The sequence below is a fragment of the Ligilactobacillus sp. LYQ135 genome (genome assembly GCF_053711055.1).
On record NZ_JBSJYT010000003.1, the window covers coordinates 88,162 to 105,859 of the forward strand.

The window sequence follows — 17,698 nt, forward strand, 5'->3', positions numbered from 1 at the left end:
GTTTTATTATGACATCAGTAGTTTTTATGGGAACTCCCAAATTTGCTGCCAATATTTTAGAAGGATTAATTAAAAGTGATTATGATATTAAAGCTGTAGTTACTCAACCGGATCGAAAAGTGGGACGTAAACATGTTCTTACTCCAACTCCAGTAAAAGAAGTTGCACTTGAGCATCAAATTGAAGTATTGCAACCGGAAAAATTAAGCGGTAGTGATGAATGTCAACAAATTATTGCAATGCAACCAGATTTAATTATCACAGCAGCTTTTGGTCAATTTTTACCAACCAAATTAATTGAATCTGCAAAAATCGGAGCAATTAATGTTCATGGCTCACTTTTACCTAAATATCGTGGAGGAGCTCCTATCCAATACGCAATTATGAATGGTGACCAAGAAACTGGCGTATCAATTATTTACATGGTTAAAAAAATGGATGCAGGTGACATTTTAGCCCAAGCTTCAATGCCAATTGAAAATAATGATGATGCAGGGACAATTTTTGAAAAGATGAGTTTCTTAGGGAGAGATACCTTATTAAAGATGCTTCCGGATTTGATTGCAGGTAAAATTACGGCAATTCCTCAAGCAGAAGATCAAGTTGTTTTTTCACCAACAATTAAGTCAAGTGAAGAACAACTTCAATTATCTCAAACTGCTCATCAACTTGATTGGAAAATTAGGGCATTACGACCTGCTCCAGGAGCTTATTTTAAAGATTTTAATGGAAAAAGAACTAAGTTATGGGATATTACGGTCTTAGATGAAAAAGCGGAGCAAAAAGCCGGTACAGTTGTTGCAGTGAATAAGCATGAATTAAAAGTTACAGCGGCAGAAAATTCAGTTTATCAAATTAATCGATTACAAGTTGCTGGAAAACCTCAAATGGATATTACATCTTATTTAAATGGAATTGGTCAAGGAATTAAAGTAGGACAGGTTTTAATTAATGAGTAAGATAAAAAATACACCGCGTTACATTGCATTAGAATTATTAGTAAAAATTAGAAAACAAAAAACATATTCAAATTTAGGTTTAAATCAAGCAATTCAAAAGAATCAATTATCGCAAAAGGATGCAAGTTTACTAACAACACTTGTATATGGTGTTTTACAGCACCGGCTAACACTTGAATACTGGTTAAAACCCTTTATAAAAAATCCTAAAAAAGTGGACTTATGGGTTAATGAATTATTGATTCTTTCGCTTTATCAGATGGAATATTTAAATAAAGTTCCAACACATGCAATTTTTAATGAGGCAATTGAGATTGCTAAAGTTAAAGGACATGCAGGTACACGCAAATTTGTAACCGGAATTTTACATGCAATTAAACGCAAAGGGTTAGCTAATTTTGAAGATCTACAAGGAAATGAAAAATTAAGTGTTAAGTATAGTGTTCCTACTTGGATTATTCAAAATTTAGAAGAAAGTGTGGGGACACAAAAAACATTTTCGATTTTAGAATCAATTAATCAAAAACCACATGATAGTTTAAGAGTAAATAGTGCAAAGTTGAATTCAATTGAATTAACCTCACTTTTGCAACAAGAAGGAATTGAAGTTCAACCAAGTGAAATTGCTTTAAATGGATTAGTTGCTCAAAAAGGACATCTAGCTGGAACTAAAGCATTTGAAAACGGTGATTTTATTATTCAAGATGAAAGTGCGATGCTAGCGGCTGAATCAATGGATATTCAATCCGGTCAAATTGTACTTGATGCTTGTGCGGCTCCGGGTGGAAAAACCACTCAAATCGCTGCTGATTTAAAAGGATTAGGTAAAGTATATGCCTTAGATATTCATGAACATAAGGTTCAACTAATTAAGGACAATGCTCAAAGATTAGGTGTAAGTGCTGTTTTAAAAGCACAGGCTTTAGATGCACGCAATGTTGGTCAAGTTTTTGAAGCAAAAACATTTGATCAAATTTTAGTGGATGCTCCTTGTTCAGGAATCGGATTAATGCGGCGAAAACCAGAAGTTAAGTATGAAAAGACGTTTGCAGATTCACAAAAATTAGCTCAAATTCAATTAGCGATTTTGAATGCAGTTGCACCAATATTAAAATGTAATGGAAAATTGACATATAGCACCTGTACAATTTTGAATACTGAAAATCAAAGTGTTATTAATCAATTTTTGGCTCAACATCCGGAATTTGAGCAAGTTAAAACGAAGACTCCTAAAAATGTAAAAGAAAAGCGCAAGGAATTAGGATTAACAATTTATCCTGATGATTTTGACACGGATGGCTTTTTTATTGCAACGTTAGTTAAGAAGTAGGTGAATAAATTGGAGTATGCATTTCAAACTGATATTGGAAAAGTCCGAGTTGTAAATGAGGATTCAGTTGGCTTTATTAAAAACAAAAATAACTTGTATTTGGGGTTAGTTGCAGATGGCATTGGTGGTAATCAAGGTGGCGATGTCGCCTCGGCAATGATTACTAGTCACTTAGGATATTTATTTGAAAATTCAAATTATAAAACAATTGAGCAAGCCTATATGTGGCTTCAACGGCAACTGCAAGTTGAAAATGATCTTTTGATTCAAAAGGGCAAACAGTATACTGATCTTGAAGGAATGGGAACTACATTAGTATGCCTGCTTGCAGCTAATAAAAGTTGTATTATTGCAAATATTGGTGATAGTCGTGGATATCGTTTTCGGAATGGAAAATTAATTCAAATTACCCAAGACCATTCTTTAGTGAATGCCCTTTTAAAGGAAGGAGCAATTACACGTGAAGAAGCGCAAAACCATCCGCAAAAAAATGTAATTGTGCGAACTTTAGGAATTAATCATGATGCCCAAATGGATCGATATACTTTGTCAGTTCAACCTAATGACATTTTTTTACTATGTACGGATGGACTTTCTAAATTGGTAAGTAGTCAAGAAATTACTGAAATATTGAATACAAATGATTCATTAGAACAAAAATGTGCCATGTTAGTATCAAAGGCACGTGAAAAAGGTGGAACAGATAATATTACAGTTTTGCTTACAACAACTCGAAAAGGCGGTGATCCTGAATGCGCGTAGGTTATATTGTTGATCATAGATATAAAATACTGCGCTCATTAGGTGAAGGTGGGATGGCCAATGTTTATGAAGCTGAGGATTTAGTTTTAAAGCGTAAAGTTACGTTAAAAATGCTACGGTTGGATTTGCAAGATGATCAAAAGGCAATTGATCGTTTTCATAAAGAAGCAAATTCCTTAACACGTTTGGATAATCCACATATCGTTAAAATATATGACTTTGGGAATGAATTAGGAATTCCTTATCTTGTAATGGAATACGTAAAAGGGATGGACTTAAAATCTTATTTAAGAAAGAATTATCCATTATCCTTTGAAAAAGTTGTTGATATAATGGAACAGATTTTATCAGCGGTTGCTAGTGCTCATAAAATTGGGATTATTCATCGTGATTTAAAACCGCAAAATATTTTAATTGATGATTTTGGTAAGGTTAAAGTAACAGATTTTGGAATTTCAATTGCAGCAATGGAATCAGCTACGCTGACAAAAACTAATACGATGGTTGGTTCGGTTCATTATATTTCACCAGAGCAAGCACGTGGATCAATTATTACCAAGCAGTCTGATATATATTCACTTGGAATAATTTTATTTGAACTTTTAACAGGACAAGTTCCTTTTCAAGGAGAAACGGCTGTTTCAATTGCAGTTAAGCACTATCGAGAAAATTTACCTTCAGTGCGCGAATTAAATCCTAAAATTCCACAATCACTTGAAAATATTGTTTTACGAGCAACAGCTAAAAATTTAAAAGATCGATATCAAAATATAGAAGAAATGAAGGCAGATTTGCAAACGGCATTGCTTCCAATTCGAGCAAATGAACCTAAATGGGAAATTCCAGAACTTGCAGATGAGGAAACTAAAACGATTGAACTTTTGTCTTCTACACAATCTAAGGCTAAAATTAAGCAGAGTCAAAATAAAAAGCAACGGCATAACCAGCATCCAATTGCATTTACAGTTGGTTTAGTTGCAATTATTGTTTTAATTATGATTTTTATTGGCTCAATAAAAGTGCAAGTTCCAGATTTACGTGGGATGAATGTCAAAGAAACTAAGGAAGTTTTACTTAGTAATAATTTAAAATTAGGAAACAAAAAGTATAAATATAATAATAGCTATCCTAAAGGGCAAACAATCAGTAGTGATCCTTCCCGTGAAACAACAGTAAAACGTAATTCTAAGGTAGATATTATCGTGTCTAAGGGTCCTAAAAAGATAATTTTTGGCTCATATGTTGGGCAAGATTATAGTGCTGTAAAGAAAAAGTTATCTAAAAAAGGCGTTTGGGTAAATCAAAATTTAGTTTATTCAAATGAATACCCTAAAGGCCAAATTATCGGACAAAATGTTGATGCAACTTCTAAAGTGAATTTATATCAACTTCCAGTAACTTTTACTGTTAGCAAAGGAGTTAAAACTTTTAAAATTCGTGATTTTTCAGGATATACGCAAAAAAGTGTAGAAGATTATGCACAAGAACATGATTTGACAATTGTTTTTGAGCAAGAATATTCAAATTCTGTTCCTGAGGGATTAGTTATCTCTCAAGATCCTAAAAGTGATACTAAAGTAAAAAGTGGCTCTCAAATTACAGTAACGCTTTCAATGGGACCAGCACCAAGCTATTAAGTAAAAAATGAACTGGACTTAAATGATCACATTTGAGAAAATTAAAATATACAAAAGAAAGGATCGAAGCATTTGAAAGGCCAAATTAGGCAGTCGTTAAGTGGGTACTATGATGTAGTCACAGAAGACGGACAAGAAATTCGTACTCGGGCTCGCGGAGTATTTAGAAAGAAAAAACAATCTCCTCTTGTAGGAGATTGGGTTGATTTTAAAGTTGAAAATAGTGAAGGATATTTACTTAAAATTGAAAAACGAAAAAATCAATTAGTACGTCCACCAGTTGCTAATGTTGACGCAGCAATTATTGTGTCTGCATGTGTGCAACCTGATTTTTCAAGTAATTTGTTGGATCGGCAATTAATAATGTTAGCAGCTAATCAGATTCAACCGCTTTTGTACTTTTCAAAAGCAGATTTGTTAAATCAAGAAGATTGTCAAAAAATGCAATCAATAATTGAATATTATGGTAAATTTTATCCAGTTCAAGTTAATACTGAAAAAAATAATTTACTGAATACACTTCATGATCAAGTTATTGTTGTAATGGGACAAACGGGTGCGGGTAAATCAACTTTACTAAATGAATTAAATCCCAACTTGAAATTAGAAACAGGGGAAATTTCAAGGGCATTAAGTCGTGGAAAACATACAACCCGTAAAGTAACTTTAATGCCAATTGGAGAAAATTTAATTGCAGATACTCCGGGCTTTTCATCCTTTGATATTTTAGAAGTAACTAAGGAAGAATTACCTAACTTTTATCTTGATTTTGTGAAATACCGTGATCAATGTAAATATCGCGGATGTTTACATGTGAATGAACCACAATGTGCAGTAAAAAAAGCTGTTCAAGAACAGTTAATTTTACAATCAAGATATGATAATTATTTACAATTTCATAATATGATTTTAAATCGTAAACCTAAATATTAAATAAAAAGAAATGGGGAATCGTAATGGAAATTGCGCCTTCAATTTTAAGCGCAGATTTTAGAAACTTAATGGATCAAGTTAATCAAGTTGAAAATGCTGTGAAATATCTTCACATTGATATTATGGATGGACATTTTGTAGATAATCTTTCTTTTGGTCCAATGATCGTTGAAGCAATTCGAAATGATAGTCGGTTGAAGTTTGATTGTCATTTAATGGTAACTGATCCTGAAAAGTATGTACCTATGCTTGTTAAAGCTGGGGCTGATATTATTGGGGTTCACGTAGAGGCAACTTCTCATATTCATCGTGTAATTGATTTAATTAACCGTTCAGGAAAAGAAGCAGAAGTTGTTATTAATCCAGGAACTCCAGTTTCACTAATTAAGCCATTGTTAAGTGAAGTTCAATCGGTTTTAGTAATGACAGTTGATCCAGGAGCTGGTGGTCAGAAGATGATTATGCAATGTTTGGAAAAAGTTACTGAACTAAAACAACTTAGAGAAACTAATGGATATGACTATCGGATCGAAGTAGATGGGGGAGTCAATGAAGCGACTATTAAAGAAGTTGCTAACGCAGGTGTGGATGTGGCAGTTGCAGGTTCATATGTTTTTAATAGTGCTAATCCTAAAGGACAAGTTGAAAAATTAATGAAAGTAAGTCAGTTAAATGAAATTTAAAGTGTTAACGGGTGGTCCTAATCATTTAATTCCGCAAAATATTTTTCATGAAAAACAAGCTACTTGGGTAGGTGTAGATTATGGCGCAGTTCGTTTAGTTGAACATGGAATTGAACCTTTTTTAGTAATTGGTGATTTTGATTCTGCTAATAAAATAGAATTAAGTGAAATTGAAAAGAAAAGCCAAAAATTAATTTATCGACCGCTCAAAGATGATATTACCGACACAGAATTAGCATTGCGATATTTAATTAAAAATTATCATTCAATTGATGAGATTGAAATTTATGGAGCAACGGGTGGCCGCTTAGATCAACTCCTAGCTAATTTATTAATGATCTTAAAGCCAATTTATCAAGATTACGTTGAAAAAATAAAAATTGTTGATCAACTAAATCAGGTTTCGTTTTATCTGCCAGGAAAACATCAAGTCAAAAAAGATAAACAAATGCAATATTTAGCGTTTATACCACTAACAAAAGTAGATCAACTAGAACTTCCAGATGAGAAATATCAATTAAAAGCAACTGACTTTACATTTCCAATTTCATTATCAAGTAATGAGTTTATTGGAGAAAAAGCAAGCTTTAGTTTTAAAACTGGAATTGTAATGGTTGTTCAAAGTAAAGATTAGTTCAAATAAAAAACAGGTTTCAAATGAAACCTGTTTTTTCGTCTTTAATTAAACACGAGTAACTTTACCTGATTTTAAGGCACGTGCAGAAACCCAAACTTTTTTAGGCTTACCATCAACTAAGATGCGTACTTTTTGCAAATTTGGCTTCCAGCTACGGTTTGTTTGGTTTAAAGCGTGTGAACGTTTCTTACCAAATGTTGTTTTACGGCCTGTAACAAAGTCTTTAGCCATTGAAATTCTCTCCTTTGTCTATATTCGATCTTAAATAAAGAATCTTTACTTACTAGACTAAATTATCATAGAAATTGAGTTAATGCAAGATTTTTCTGTAAAGTAAATTAACTTGTCAGTACATTTCTAAGATTTTGTGGTATCATAATTAGGTATTATTTGTTATACTGGATAAAATTAATTGACTTTTTTTTCAAAATTGCGTGTGATACAATGGCGATAAATGTCATAAGTTATAAAGGAGGCAAATTGTCATGGCAGTGAAGATTCAAAACCAACTAGGAAAGATCGATATCAGTAATGATGTAATTGCAACTGTAGTCGGCGGTGCTGCAACTGAGATTTTTGGGATCGTTGGAATGGCAAGTAAGAATCAAATTCGTGACAACTTGAATGAAATTCTGAAACGTGACAATTATTCAAAAGGAGTAGTTGTTCGCCAAACTGAAGAAGGCATTGTAATTGACGTATACATTATTGTCGGATATGGCACAAAAATTTCAGAGGTTTGCCGAAATGTCCAAGAAAAAGTAAAGTATAATCTGGACTCAATGCTCGGAGTAACAGCTCAAGCAGTTAACGTAATCGTTCAAGGTGTAAAGGTAATTGAAGATTAACGTTAGGGTACCAAGGAGGATTTTAAAGATTGAAAGTTTCAAAAATTACTGAAAATGAATTTCGCAAGATGATTGCTGTAAGTTCTAATCGTTTGAATAGCAACGCTAATTTTATTAATTCATTGAATGTTTTCCCAGTTCCAGATGGTGATACAGGAACAAATATGAGTCTTTCATTTGCAAGTGGAGCAAAGTATGTTTCTGAATCGACCTCAACAAATGTGGGCGAATTAGCTCAATCTTTAGCTAAGGGATTGTTAATGGGTGCTCGTGGAAATTCTGGGGTTATTTTGTCTCAAGTATTTCGTGGATTTAGTAAAAATATCGCTGAAAAGCATGATTTAACGCCTCAAGATTTAGCAGATGCAATCGTTGCGGGAGTTCAAACTGCATATAAAGCTGTAATGAAACCTCAAGAAGGAACTATTTTAACAGTTGCACGTAAAGCAGCAGAAGCAGCAAGTAAAGTTGCTAAAAATTCAGATGATTGTGTAGAAGTGATGGAAGCTACATATAATGCAGCTGAAGAAGCCTTAAAAACAACTCCTGATTTACTCCCAGTTCTTAAGGAAGTTGGCGTAGTAGATTCAGGTGGACAAGGATTAACATTTGTTTATCAAGGTTTCTATGATGCTTTATCTGGAAATGTGCGTGATGAACAAGAATATCAACCAACGCCTGCTGATATGGAAGATATGGTTAATGCAGAACATCATAAAAGCGTTCAAAGTCAATTAAATACAGAAGATATTCAATACGGTTATTGTACTGAAATCATGATTAAATTAGGTGCAGGACGTTTAGTTGATGAAGAATTTGATTATGATACTTTCCGCAAACACTTGTCACAAATTGGAAACTCATTATTGGTAATTGCTGATGATGAAGTTGTTAAAGTGCATGTTCACACAGAACAACCAGGTAAAGTTTTAACTTATGGTCAAAAATTTGGATCTTTGATTAAAGTTAAAGTTGATAACATGCGTTTACAACACGAAACAATTCTTGAAGAAGATAAAGAAGCTGAAAGACAAGAAGAACAAAATAATCAAATTGCAGGTGATTATGGCATTATCGCCGTTGCTTCTGGAGATGGAATTGCTAAGTTGTTTAAGAGCCTAGGTGTAACTAAGATTATTCAAGGCGGTCAAACAATGAATCCAAGTACAAAGGATATTGTGGATGCAATTAATGCAACTGGTGCTAAAAAAGTATTAGTTTTACCAAACAATAAAAATATCTTTTTAGCAGCTGAACAAGCAGCAGATGTGGCAGATGCGGATGTTAAAGTTATCCATACTAAGACGATTCCTCAAGGCTTAAGTTCGCTATTAAACTTCAATGCTGAAGCAAGTTCTGAAGAAAATGTTGAAGCAATGGAAGAAGCAATGGGGGATGTTGTTTCAGGCCAAGTAACAATTGCTGTACGAGACACAACAATTGATGGTCAAGAAATCAAAAAAGATAACTACATGGGAATTGTAGATGGTACAATTAAAATCACTGATCCAGATTGCAAGAAAACTACAGTTGAAATGATTAAGTCAATGGTTGATGATGATAGTGAAGTTATTACGCTTATTTATGGGGCAGATGCTAACGAAGATGAAGCCCAAGCCATTGCTGATGAAATTGAAGACTGGAATGATGATTTAGAAGTTGAAATCCATGAGGGTGATCAGCCGGTTTACCCATATTTAGTTTCTGTTGAATAAAAGCATAAGCTGATTAGTTCAAAATGGAATTGGTCAGCTTTTTTGTGTAGGAAGGGAGGATATAATGGAACGTCAAAAAAGATTAAGTGATCCAATCACCGCTTTAAAAGGAGTGGGACCGAAAAAGGCAATTGCACTTAATAAGTTAGGGATCAATACAGTTGAGGATCTTTTGAATGACTATCCTTTCCGATATGATGATTTAGCAGTTAAAGAATTATCTGAAGTAAGTGATCAAGAAAAAATTACGCTAAAGGGAACAGTTGCTTCTGAACCTGCATTGGTGCGGTTTGGACGTAAAAAAACGCGTTTAAACTTTAGATTACTTGTTGAAAATCAAGTGATAATGGTGACTTTTTTTAATCAGCCATATTTAAAAAGTAAAGTTCAATTAGGTAATTCAATTGCTGTTTATGGAAGATATAATGCATTACGACAAAGTTTTACTGGAATGAAGATTATTCCTGTGGGACAACAAAATGATTTTACAGGAGTATATCGTGCTTCTAAAGAAATTAACGCTAACCAAATAAAAAAATTAGTGGAAGTTGCATTTAATGAGTATTCAGATTTAATAGTTGATATTGTGCCAACTTCAATTCGAAATAAATATCGATTAGAAAATCGCAAGCAAATGGTGCACGATATGCATTTCCCACAAAATAATCAGCAAGCTAATTTAGCTAGAAGATCTGCTATTTTTGAAGAGTTTTTCCGCTTTCAAGTTGGTTTACAAAAATTAAAGAAAGACGATAAAAAAAATCAAGGCATTGTAATTCAATACGATAATCAAAAGTTAAAAAAATTTATTGCTGAATTGCCATTTGAACTGACGAATGGGCAGAAAAGAGTGGTTAATGAAATTTGTCGAGATTTACGTGAACCAATCAGAATGAATCGGTTATTACAAGGTGATGTTGGATCAGGAAAAACAATTGTTGCTGCTATTGCAATGTATGCTGCAGTTACTGCTGGCTATCAAACTGCTTTGATGGCACCTACTGAAATTTTAGCTCAACAACATGCTGAAAAATTAAGTAAATTATTTGCCTCATTTAATGTTAATGTCGGTTTAATGACAGGTACCACTGTAAGTAAAATTACTGCTAGAAGGGAAATGTTGAAACATTTAAAAAACAATGATATTCAAATTGTAGTTGGAACGCATGCATTGATTCAAGATGATGTTGAATTTAATAACTTAGGGCTAGTTATTACTGATGAACAGCATCGTTTTGGTGTTAATCAGCGAAAAATACTGCGGCAAAAAGGTAATAATCCAGATGTATTGGCAATGACAGCAACGCCAATTCCACGAACATTGGCAATCACAAGTTATGGCGAAATGGACGTATCAATAATTGATGAACTTCCTAAAGGAAGGCGTCCAGTTGAAACGAAGTGGATTAAACCAAAGCAAACTAATGATGTATTAAAGTTTATTCGACAACAACTTGATGATGGTGCACAAGCTTACGTAGTTTCACCTTTAATTGAGGAATCTGAAATGTTAGATTTGCAAAATGCACAAGAAGTTTATGAGCAACTTCAACAATATTTTGGAAATAAATATCGGATTGGATTACTTCATGGTAAGTTAAAACCAAATGAAAAAGAAGTGGTTATGCAAAAATTTAAAGAGCATCAGTATGATGTTTTAGTTTCAACAACTGTAGTTGAAGTCGGTGTCGATGTTCCGAATGCTTCAACAATGATGATTTTAAACGCTGACCGTTTTGGATTGGCACAATTACATCAACTTCGTGGTCGGGTTGGACGAGGTAGTCGCAAATCTTATTGTTTTTTAATTGCAGATCCTTCAAGTGATTATGGAAAAGAACGAATGAAAACCATGGTAAATACTGTTGATGGTTTTGTAATTGCACAGCGTGATTTAGAATTACGTGGTCCAGGTGATGTATTAGGAACAGCGCAAGCTGGGTTACCAGAATTTAAAGTTGGTGATCCTGTTCGTGATTTAAAAATTTTGCAAATTGCCCAACAAGAAGCAGCTGCAATTATTAATGATCCACAAATGGAAAGTAAGCAAGAAAATCAAGAGTTAATCAAATATTTAAATCGTAGAGTTGACTTTAAGACTAATCTTGATTAAAGAAAGGAAGAATGAAATGAAAATTGCTGTAGATGCAATGGGTGGAGATAATGCTCCTCAAAGTGTAGTTGAAGGGGTCGAAAAGGCCCGAAATGAATTTAAAGATGTGGAGTTTATTTTATTTGGAAAGGTTGATCAAGTAAAACCATTAGTTAAAGATCCAACGCGAATTACTTTTGAACAAGCTGATGAAGTAATTGTAATGAATGATGAACCAGTTAAAGCAATTCGCCGTAAGAAAAATTCTTCACTTGTTTTAGCAGCTAAGGCAGTTAAAGAAGGTCGGGCAGATGCGTTATTTTCATGTGGGAATACGGGTGCATTGCTTGCAGCTGGATTATTATTGATTGGGCGAATCAAAGGTGTAGAACGTCCAGGTTTATTGTCAACTTTGCCAGTAATTTCTGCAAATCAAGGTGGCTTTAATTTGCTAGATAGTGGTGCAAATGCAGATAATAAGCCAGAATATTTATATCAATTTGCATTAATGGGTAAATATTATGCACAAAGTGTACGCGGAATTGAAAATCCACGAATTGGATTATTAAACAATGGAACTGAACCACACAAAGGTAGTAAATTAACTCAAGCAGCCTATCAATTAATTAGCGCAGATAAATCTTTAAATTTTGTTGGCAATGTTGAATCACGCGACTTAACTACTGGTGTATGTGATGTAGTGGTAGCAGATGGCTTTACAGGAAATGCAGTATTAAAATCCATTGAAGGAACTGCTTCAGCAGTAATGCATTTGCTTAAAGATAGTATTAAAGAAGCTAATGTGATGGGAAAACTAGGTGCATTAATGCTCAAACAAAGTTTAAATGGAATTAAAGATCGGATCAATCCTTCACGTTACGGCGGCGCAGTCTTACTTGGTGTAAAAGCTCCTGTTGTAAAAGCCCATGGATCAAGTGACGCAATTACGGTATACTATACTATGAAGCAGATTAGAACTATTTTAAATGAAGATTTGCTTGATAAGTTTGAAAAAACATTCCAAACAGAGCAAAAACAAGAAAAATAACTTATAAAAAGTAAGTTTAATGTTATAATGTTTTCAAACGTAGAATTAATTAAAGAAATGAGGAATTTAGGATGACACAACAAGAAATTTTTAACAAAGTTAGCGACATTATGGTAGACCATTTTGAAATTAAAAAAGATGATATCACAATGGATTTGGATTTCAAAAAAGATTTAGATGCAGATTCAATTGATTTTGTTGAATTTATTCTTGATTTAGAAGATGCATTTGGCGCTGAAATTCCTGATGAAGATGCTGAAAAACTTAATACAGTTGGCGATGCAGTTAACTATATTGAACAACATAGTAAGTAAATTAAATGAGGTTGTGATTGAGTCACAACCTCATTTTTTTACCTTAATAAATATTATATTTATCTAGGGTTATGCCATAATTATATTAACAACTATGATATAATAATAAACTGGTAGAAGTAGATACATTTTAATGATCAAGGAGAAATGCTTTGATAATTGGATTAGCACAACATTTAAAAGAAAATTACGGAATTGAAATTAATGAAATGAAGTATTATGATGCTGCATTTACACATAAATCATATGTTAATGAGCATCCTAAAGAACATTTACAGTATTATGAAAGAATTGAATTTTTAGGTGATGCAGTCATGCAACTATGCGTGTCTGAATATTTATATAAACGTTTTCCAGAAATGCCAGAAGGAAAGTTATCACGACTAAGAGCAGCAATGGTTTGTGAAGACAGTTTTAGCAAATTTGCAAAGGAATGCCATTTTGATGAATTTATTCGTTTAGGAAAAGGTGAAGAAAAAAGCAATGCACGCCAACGCGCTTCACTTTTATGTGATATTTTTGAAGCTTTCATTGGAGCATTATATTTAGATAAAGGAAAAGCAACGGTTGTTAGATTTATTAGTGAAGTTGTTTTTCCAAAATTAGATATGGGTTGGTTTAACACCTTTTTTGATCATAAAACTGCATTACAAGAAGTTTTACAAAAAAATGGAAACTGCAATATCGAATATCATGAAATTTGGGGAAAAGGTCCAGATAACGATCGCACTTATAAAATGGAAGTTTTATATAACGGTGAAAAAATTGGCGAAGGAATTGGACACACTAAAAAAGCCGCTGAGCAAGCAGCTGCTTTTGAAGCATTAAAAAAATTAGAAACTAAATAAGTGGAGGTTGAATGTAATTGAAGTTAAAATCATTAACAATCAATGGTTTTAAGTCTTTTGCTGATAAAACAAAAATTGATTTTCAACCTGGAATTACAGGAATAGTTGGTCCCAATGGAAGTGGTAAAAGTAACATAATTGAGGCATTAAGATGGGTTTTAGGAGAACAGTCAGCTAAAAGTTTACGTGGAGGCAAGATGCCTGATGTCATTTTTGCAGGTTCAGCTAAGCGCGCTCCATTAAATCGAGCTGAAGTAGAAATTCAATTTGATAATTCAGATCATTTTTTAGAAAATCAACCTGATAATTTAGCAATTACGCGAAGAATATACCGTAGCGGTGAAAGTGAATTTTTACTTAATGGGAAAAAAGTTCGTTTAAAAGATATTATTGAGTTATTCATGGATACAGGATTAGGTAAAGAATCTTTTTCTGTAATTTCTCAAGGTCGCGTTGAATCTATTTTTAATAGTAAACCAGAAGATCGTAGAGTTTTAATTGAAGAAACCGCTGGTATTTTAAAATATAAAAAAGAAAAAGAAAAGGCTCAAAAAGAACTTAAAGAAACAGATGATCATTTAAATCGAGTGGTTGATATTTTAACGGAACTTAATCGCCAAAAAGAGCCACTTCAAGAACAAGCTAGTATTGCTAAAGACTATTTGGAACAAAAAAAGCAATATGATCACTATCACTTGAATGCACTGGTACTTGAGATTCAACAATTAAGAATGAAAAAAGGGCAACTTGATCAAAAGTTGGCAGAAAATAAACAAATTCTTGCAAATTATAAAAAGCAAGCAGAATTGCAAGATGATCAAACAGCGAAATTACATCAGCAACAACAAGATGTGGAACATCAATTAGATGATGCTCAAGCGCAATTAGTTACTTTAACTCAGCAAAAAGAAAGGCTTGAAGGGCGCAAGAGCATTTCTGAGCAACAACATAAATTTCAAAAAGAAAAACAAATTGATTTAAAGAAACGATTAGATGCAAGTCATCAAGATCTTGCTCAAATCGAACAAAAGCTACCAGCAATGCAAGCTCAAGTAAAAAAACTAGAAAATCAAAAAATTGAGCTTGAAAATAAAATTAATGAAATTAAAAATAATCAAAAATTAGCACCTGACGAATTAGAAAGTGAAATTCAGAAGTTACGTAATTTAATTGCAAATAATATTCAAGAACAAGCGAAACTAGAAAGTAAACTTACAGTTAAGCAAGATGATACTAGAAAAAATGCAACTTCATTGAAAAATTTGCGGATAGTTCAAACTAATCTTACTGATGAATTAACATTAAATCAGGAAAAGTTAGTTCCTCAACTTGAAAAGTTAAAAGCGATTGATGCTAAAATTCATCAAGAAGAAGAACACAGTGCTGCTTTGCAAAATCAAAAAACGCAATTAAATCAAAAAATTGATACCCAACGGCAACAATGGTATCAAGCAAGTGAAATTATGCAAAAAGCACAAGCACGGTTAGAGGCATTGAAAAGTATTGAGGAAAACTATTCAGGATACTATCAAGGCGTACGTGAAATTTTGAAACATAAAAATATGTTTACTGGAATTGAAGGATCAGTTGCCGAATTGATTAATACTGATTCAAAATTTGCACTAGCAATTGAAACTACGTTAGGAGCACAATTACAAAATATTTTAGTTGAAAATGAGCAAGTAGCTAAAAAATGTATTCAATTTTTAACTAAAAAACGTCTAGGAAGAGCAACTTTTTTACCAATGAATATTATTAAAAAGCGCTTTTCAAATGATCAATTGATTAATCAAGTTAAAAATGAGGACGGTTTTTTAGGAATTGCAAGTGATTTAGTAAATTACGATTCAAAATATCACTCAGTTATTCAAGCATTACTTGGAACGACAATTATTGCTGAAAATATTGATAAGGCAACTGTCATTGCAAATAAGATTAATCATCGGATGAAAATTGTGTCATTAAATGGTGATGTGATTAATCCAGGAGGTTCAATGACAGGGGGAGCAAATCGGAATTCACAAAATGGTCTACTGAAGAAAAAAGAAGAAATGCTTCAACTCGAAAAACAACTGCAAACAATGAAAGTCAAATTAGAGCAGTTGGAAAAAAGTGGGCAAAAAGATAGATTGCAATTAGTCGAAGTTGTTGAAAATAATCAAAAAATAACAAATACATTGAATCAAATGTATGACACACAAAAGCAATTGCATCATCAAGTAGATAAACAGCAATTAAAGGTCAAGCGGTTAAAACAAGAGTTAACTGATTATGATGAACGAATTGCTGATTTAAATACAACTGAAAGTACACAAGCAATTGATCAAATTAAGCAGCAATTAAGTGAACTAAGAAATGCGACAAAAGAAGCTGAAACTCAATTAAATGAAAAACAAAAATTTAGCGAAAATGCACGTGCAATGCAAATTGAAATGACTGTTCACTTAAATGAACTGCAACAAGATTTACTTACAGTAACGGAGAAATTGACAGCTGTTAAAGTTCAATATAATGAAGTATTATCTCAACAAAAGCAATTGCAACGTGCAATTAAGCAACTAAGTAATCAGTTGACTGAAATTCAAGATCAGCAATCAGAAAATCAATTGCAGGGTGTTGAATTAGAAACTAAGCGTAAAGATGTTTTGAAAAAACATGCTGAATTAACTGAAAAAGTAGATGCACTTCAACAAAAACGACAAAAATTGCATGTAAAAGTTGATAGTGCCGAATCAGAATTAAAACGTGTTAATGAATTACAACAAGCAACTTATGATGAACAACGTCAGCAAAGTCTTCAAAATGGGAAAATAACAACTAAACTTGAGCAAGATTTAGATACCTTAACTGAAACTTTTGCAATGTCATTTGAAAAGGCACAAAATCAAGCGACCGAAACAAATTTAGCGGATGTTCAAAGACATATGAAATTATTAAAACGTGGAATTGATGAACTTGGTACAGTTAATTTGGCAGCAATTGATGAATTTGAGCGAATTAATGAACGGTTTGAATTTTTAAATGCACAGCAAGTTGATTTGAATGCAGCTAAGAATACTTTACTGCAAAGTATGAATGAGATGGATTCAGAAGTTAAGAGACGTTTTAAAACAACTTTTGATCAAGTCGCACAAGCATTTGCTGAACTTTTCCCACAAATTTTTGGTGGAGGTAAAGCATACTTAAGCTTGACTAATCCAGAAGATTTACTTACAAGTGGGATTGAAATTATGGCACAACCTCCAGGTAAAAAAACACAACGTTTAAGTCTTTTATCTGGTGGAGAACGCTCGTTAACTGCAATTACTTTACTCTTTGCATTATTAAAAGTACGTCCAGTACCTTTTGCAATTTTAGATGAGGCCGAAGCTGCATTGGATGATGCAAATGTATCACGTTATTCACAATACTTAAAACGATTTGATGATGAAACTCAATTTATTGTGATCACCCATCGGAAAGGGACGATGATGCAAGCCGATGTTTTATATGGTGTTACAATGCAAGAATCAGGTGTCTCTAAAATGGTTTCAGTGGCACTAACAGACGTAATTTGAGAAGGGATGATGTTTAATGGGTTTATTTGATAGATTAAAAAAGGCCTTTGGATTTGAAGAGGAAGAAAAGCAAAGTGAACAAGCAACTTCGAATGAGCAAGTTACTTCAGATAAAGAAGAACAAGAATCAAAAGAAAATGATGAGTTAAAAGAAACACAACAAACCGATAAAATGCTTGACAATGATTCAGAAGGTTTCCAAACTGAGGAAACAGAAACAGAAACAGAAACAGAAACAGAAACAGAAACAGAAACAGAAACAGAAACAGAAACAGAAACAGAAACAGAAACAGAAACAGAAACAGAAACAGAAACAGAAACAGAAACAGCAACAG

At 33.0% G+C, this 17,698-nt stretch carries 15 protein-coding genes and 1 pseudogene; 15 read left to right on the plus strand and 1 reads right to left on the minus strand.

The genetic code is table 11. The annotated features are described in order from the left end of the window. The first annotated feature begins 8 nt into the window (after positions 1-8). The 7 genes from fmt to ACWCL1_RS04070 all read left to right on the plus strand — a co-directional run bounded on the left by fmt (position 9) and on the right by ACWCL1_RS04070 (position 6,938). On the plus strand, positions 9-959 hold the full coding sequence (fmt, locus tag ACWCL1_RS04040; protein WP_454545635.1) for a methionyl-tRNA formyltransferase: 951 nt from the start codon (positions 9-11) through the stop codon (positions 957-959). Continuing rightward, a complete protein-coding gene (gene rsmB, locus ACWCL1_RS04045) occupies positions 952-2,289 on the plus strand; it encodes a 16S rRNA (cytosine(967)-C(5))-methyltransferase RsmB (protein ID WP_454545636.1) in 1,338 nt (445 codons plus the stop codon). The genes fmt and rsmB overlap by 8 nt, the downstream gene beginning before the upstream one ends. A 9-nt stretch (positions 2,290-2,298) precedes the next feature. Beyond that, positions 2,299-3,051, plus strand: coding sequence for a Stp1/IreP family PP2C-type Ser/Thr phosphatase (locus ACWCL1_RS04050; protein WP_454545637.1), 753 nt, complete (start codon positions 2,299-2,301; stop codon positions 3,049-3,051). Beyond that, a complete protein-coding gene (gene pknB, locus ACWCL1_RS04055) occupies positions 3,042-4,688 on the plus strand; it encodes a Stk1 family PASTA domain-containing Ser/Thr kinase (RefSeq protein ID WP_454545638.1) in 1,647 nt (548 codons plus the stop codon). Before ACWCL1_RS04050 ends, pknB begins: the two co-directional genes overlap by 10 nt. A gap of 72 nt (positions 4,689-4,760) precedes the next feature. Further along, positions 4,761-5,621, plus strand: coding sequence for a ribosome small subunit-dependent GTPase A (rsgA, locus tag ACWCL1_RS04060; RefSeq protein ID WP_454545639.1), 861 nt, complete (start codon positions 4,761-4,763; stop codon positions 5,619-5,621). Positions 5,622-5,644: 23 nt separating this feature from the next. Beyond that, positions 5,645-6,304: a ribulose-phosphate 3-epimerase gene (gene rpe / locus ACWCL1_RS04065; protein ID WP_454545640.1), complete on the plus strand. Its 660-nt coding sequence runs from the start codon at positions 5,645-5,647 to the stop codon at positions 6,302-6,304. Next, positions 6,294-6,938 (plus strand): thiamine diphosphokinase, encoded by a 645-nt coding sequence (locus ACWCL1_RS04070; RefSeq protein WP_454545641.1) that lies wholly within the window; start codon positions 6,294-6,296, stop codon positions 6,936-6,938. The genes rpe and ACWCL1_RS04070 overlap by 11 nt, the downstream gene beginning before the upstream one ends. A 48-nt stretch (positions 6,939-6,986) precedes the next feature. Here ACWCL1_RS04070 and rpmB read toward each other — a convergent pair whose 3' ends face one another. Then, positions 6,987-7,172 (minus strand): 50S ribosomal protein L28, encoded by a 186-nt coding sequence (gene rpmB / locus ACWCL1_RS04075; protein ID WP_004047397.1) that lies wholly within the window; start codon positions 7,170-7,172, stop codon positions 6,987-6,989. Positions 7,173-7,426: 254 nt separating this feature from the next. Between rpmB and ACWCL1_RS04080 the strand changes: the two genes are divergently transcribed. The 8 genes and pseudogenes from ACWCL1_RS04080 to ACWCL1_RS04115 all read left to right on the plus strand — a co-directional run. Beyond that, positions 7,427-7,789 carry an Asp23/Gls24 family envelope stress response protein gene (locus ACWCL1_RS04080; RefSeq protein WP_454545642.1) on the plus strand — a complete coding sequence of 121 codons (363 nt, stop codon included), beginning with the start codon at positions 7,427-7,429 and terminating at the stop codon, positions 7,787-7,789. A gap of 29 nt (positions 7,790-7,818) precedes the next feature. Next, positions 7,819-9,504 carry a DAK2 domain-containing protein gene (locus tag ACWCL1_RS04085; RefSeq protein ID WP_454545643.1) on the plus strand — a complete coding sequence of 562 codons (1,686 nt, stop codon included), beginning with the start codon at positions 7,819-7,821 and terminating at the stop codon, positions 9,502-9,504. 64 nt (positions 9,505-9,568) lie between these two features. Beyond that, a complete protein-coding gene (recG, locus tag ACWCL1_RS04090) occupies positions 9,569-11,617 on the plus strand; it encodes an ATP-dependent DNA helicase RecG (protein ID WP_454545644.1) in 2,049 nt (682 codons plus the stop codon). Between the two features lie 16 nt (positions 11,618-11,633). Beyond that, positions 11,634-12,644, plus strand: coding sequence for a phosphate acyltransferase PlsX (plsX, locus tag ACWCL1_RS04095; RefSeq protein ID WP_454545645.1), 1,011 nt, complete (start codon positions 11,634-11,636; stop codon positions 12,642-12,644). A gap of 71 nt (positions 12,645-12,715) precedes the next feature. Then, on the plus strand, positions 12,716-12,958 hold the full coding sequence (gene acpP / locus ACWCL1_RS04100) for an acyl carrier protein (protein WP_454545646.1): 243 nt from the start codon (positions 12,716-12,718) through the stop codon (positions 12,956-12,958). Between the two features lie 152 nt (positions 12,959-13,110). Next, positions 13,111-13,806: a ribonuclease III gene (gene rnc, locus ACWCL1_RS04105; RefSeq protein WP_454545647.1), complete on the plus strand. Its 696-nt coding sequence runs from the start codon at positions 13,111-13,113 to the stop codon at positions 13,804-13,806. Positions 13,807-13,823: 17 nt separating this feature from the next. After that, entirely contained in the window at positions 13,824-17,363 is a 3,540-nt protein-coding gene (gene smc / locus ACWCL1_RS04110) for a chromosome segregation protein SMC (RefSeq protein WP_454545648.1), read from the plus strand. 16 nt (positions 17,364-17,379) lie between these two features. Then, positions 17,380-17,698, plus strand: a pseudogene (locus ACWCL1_RS04115) (hypothetical protein); the annotation flags it as partial.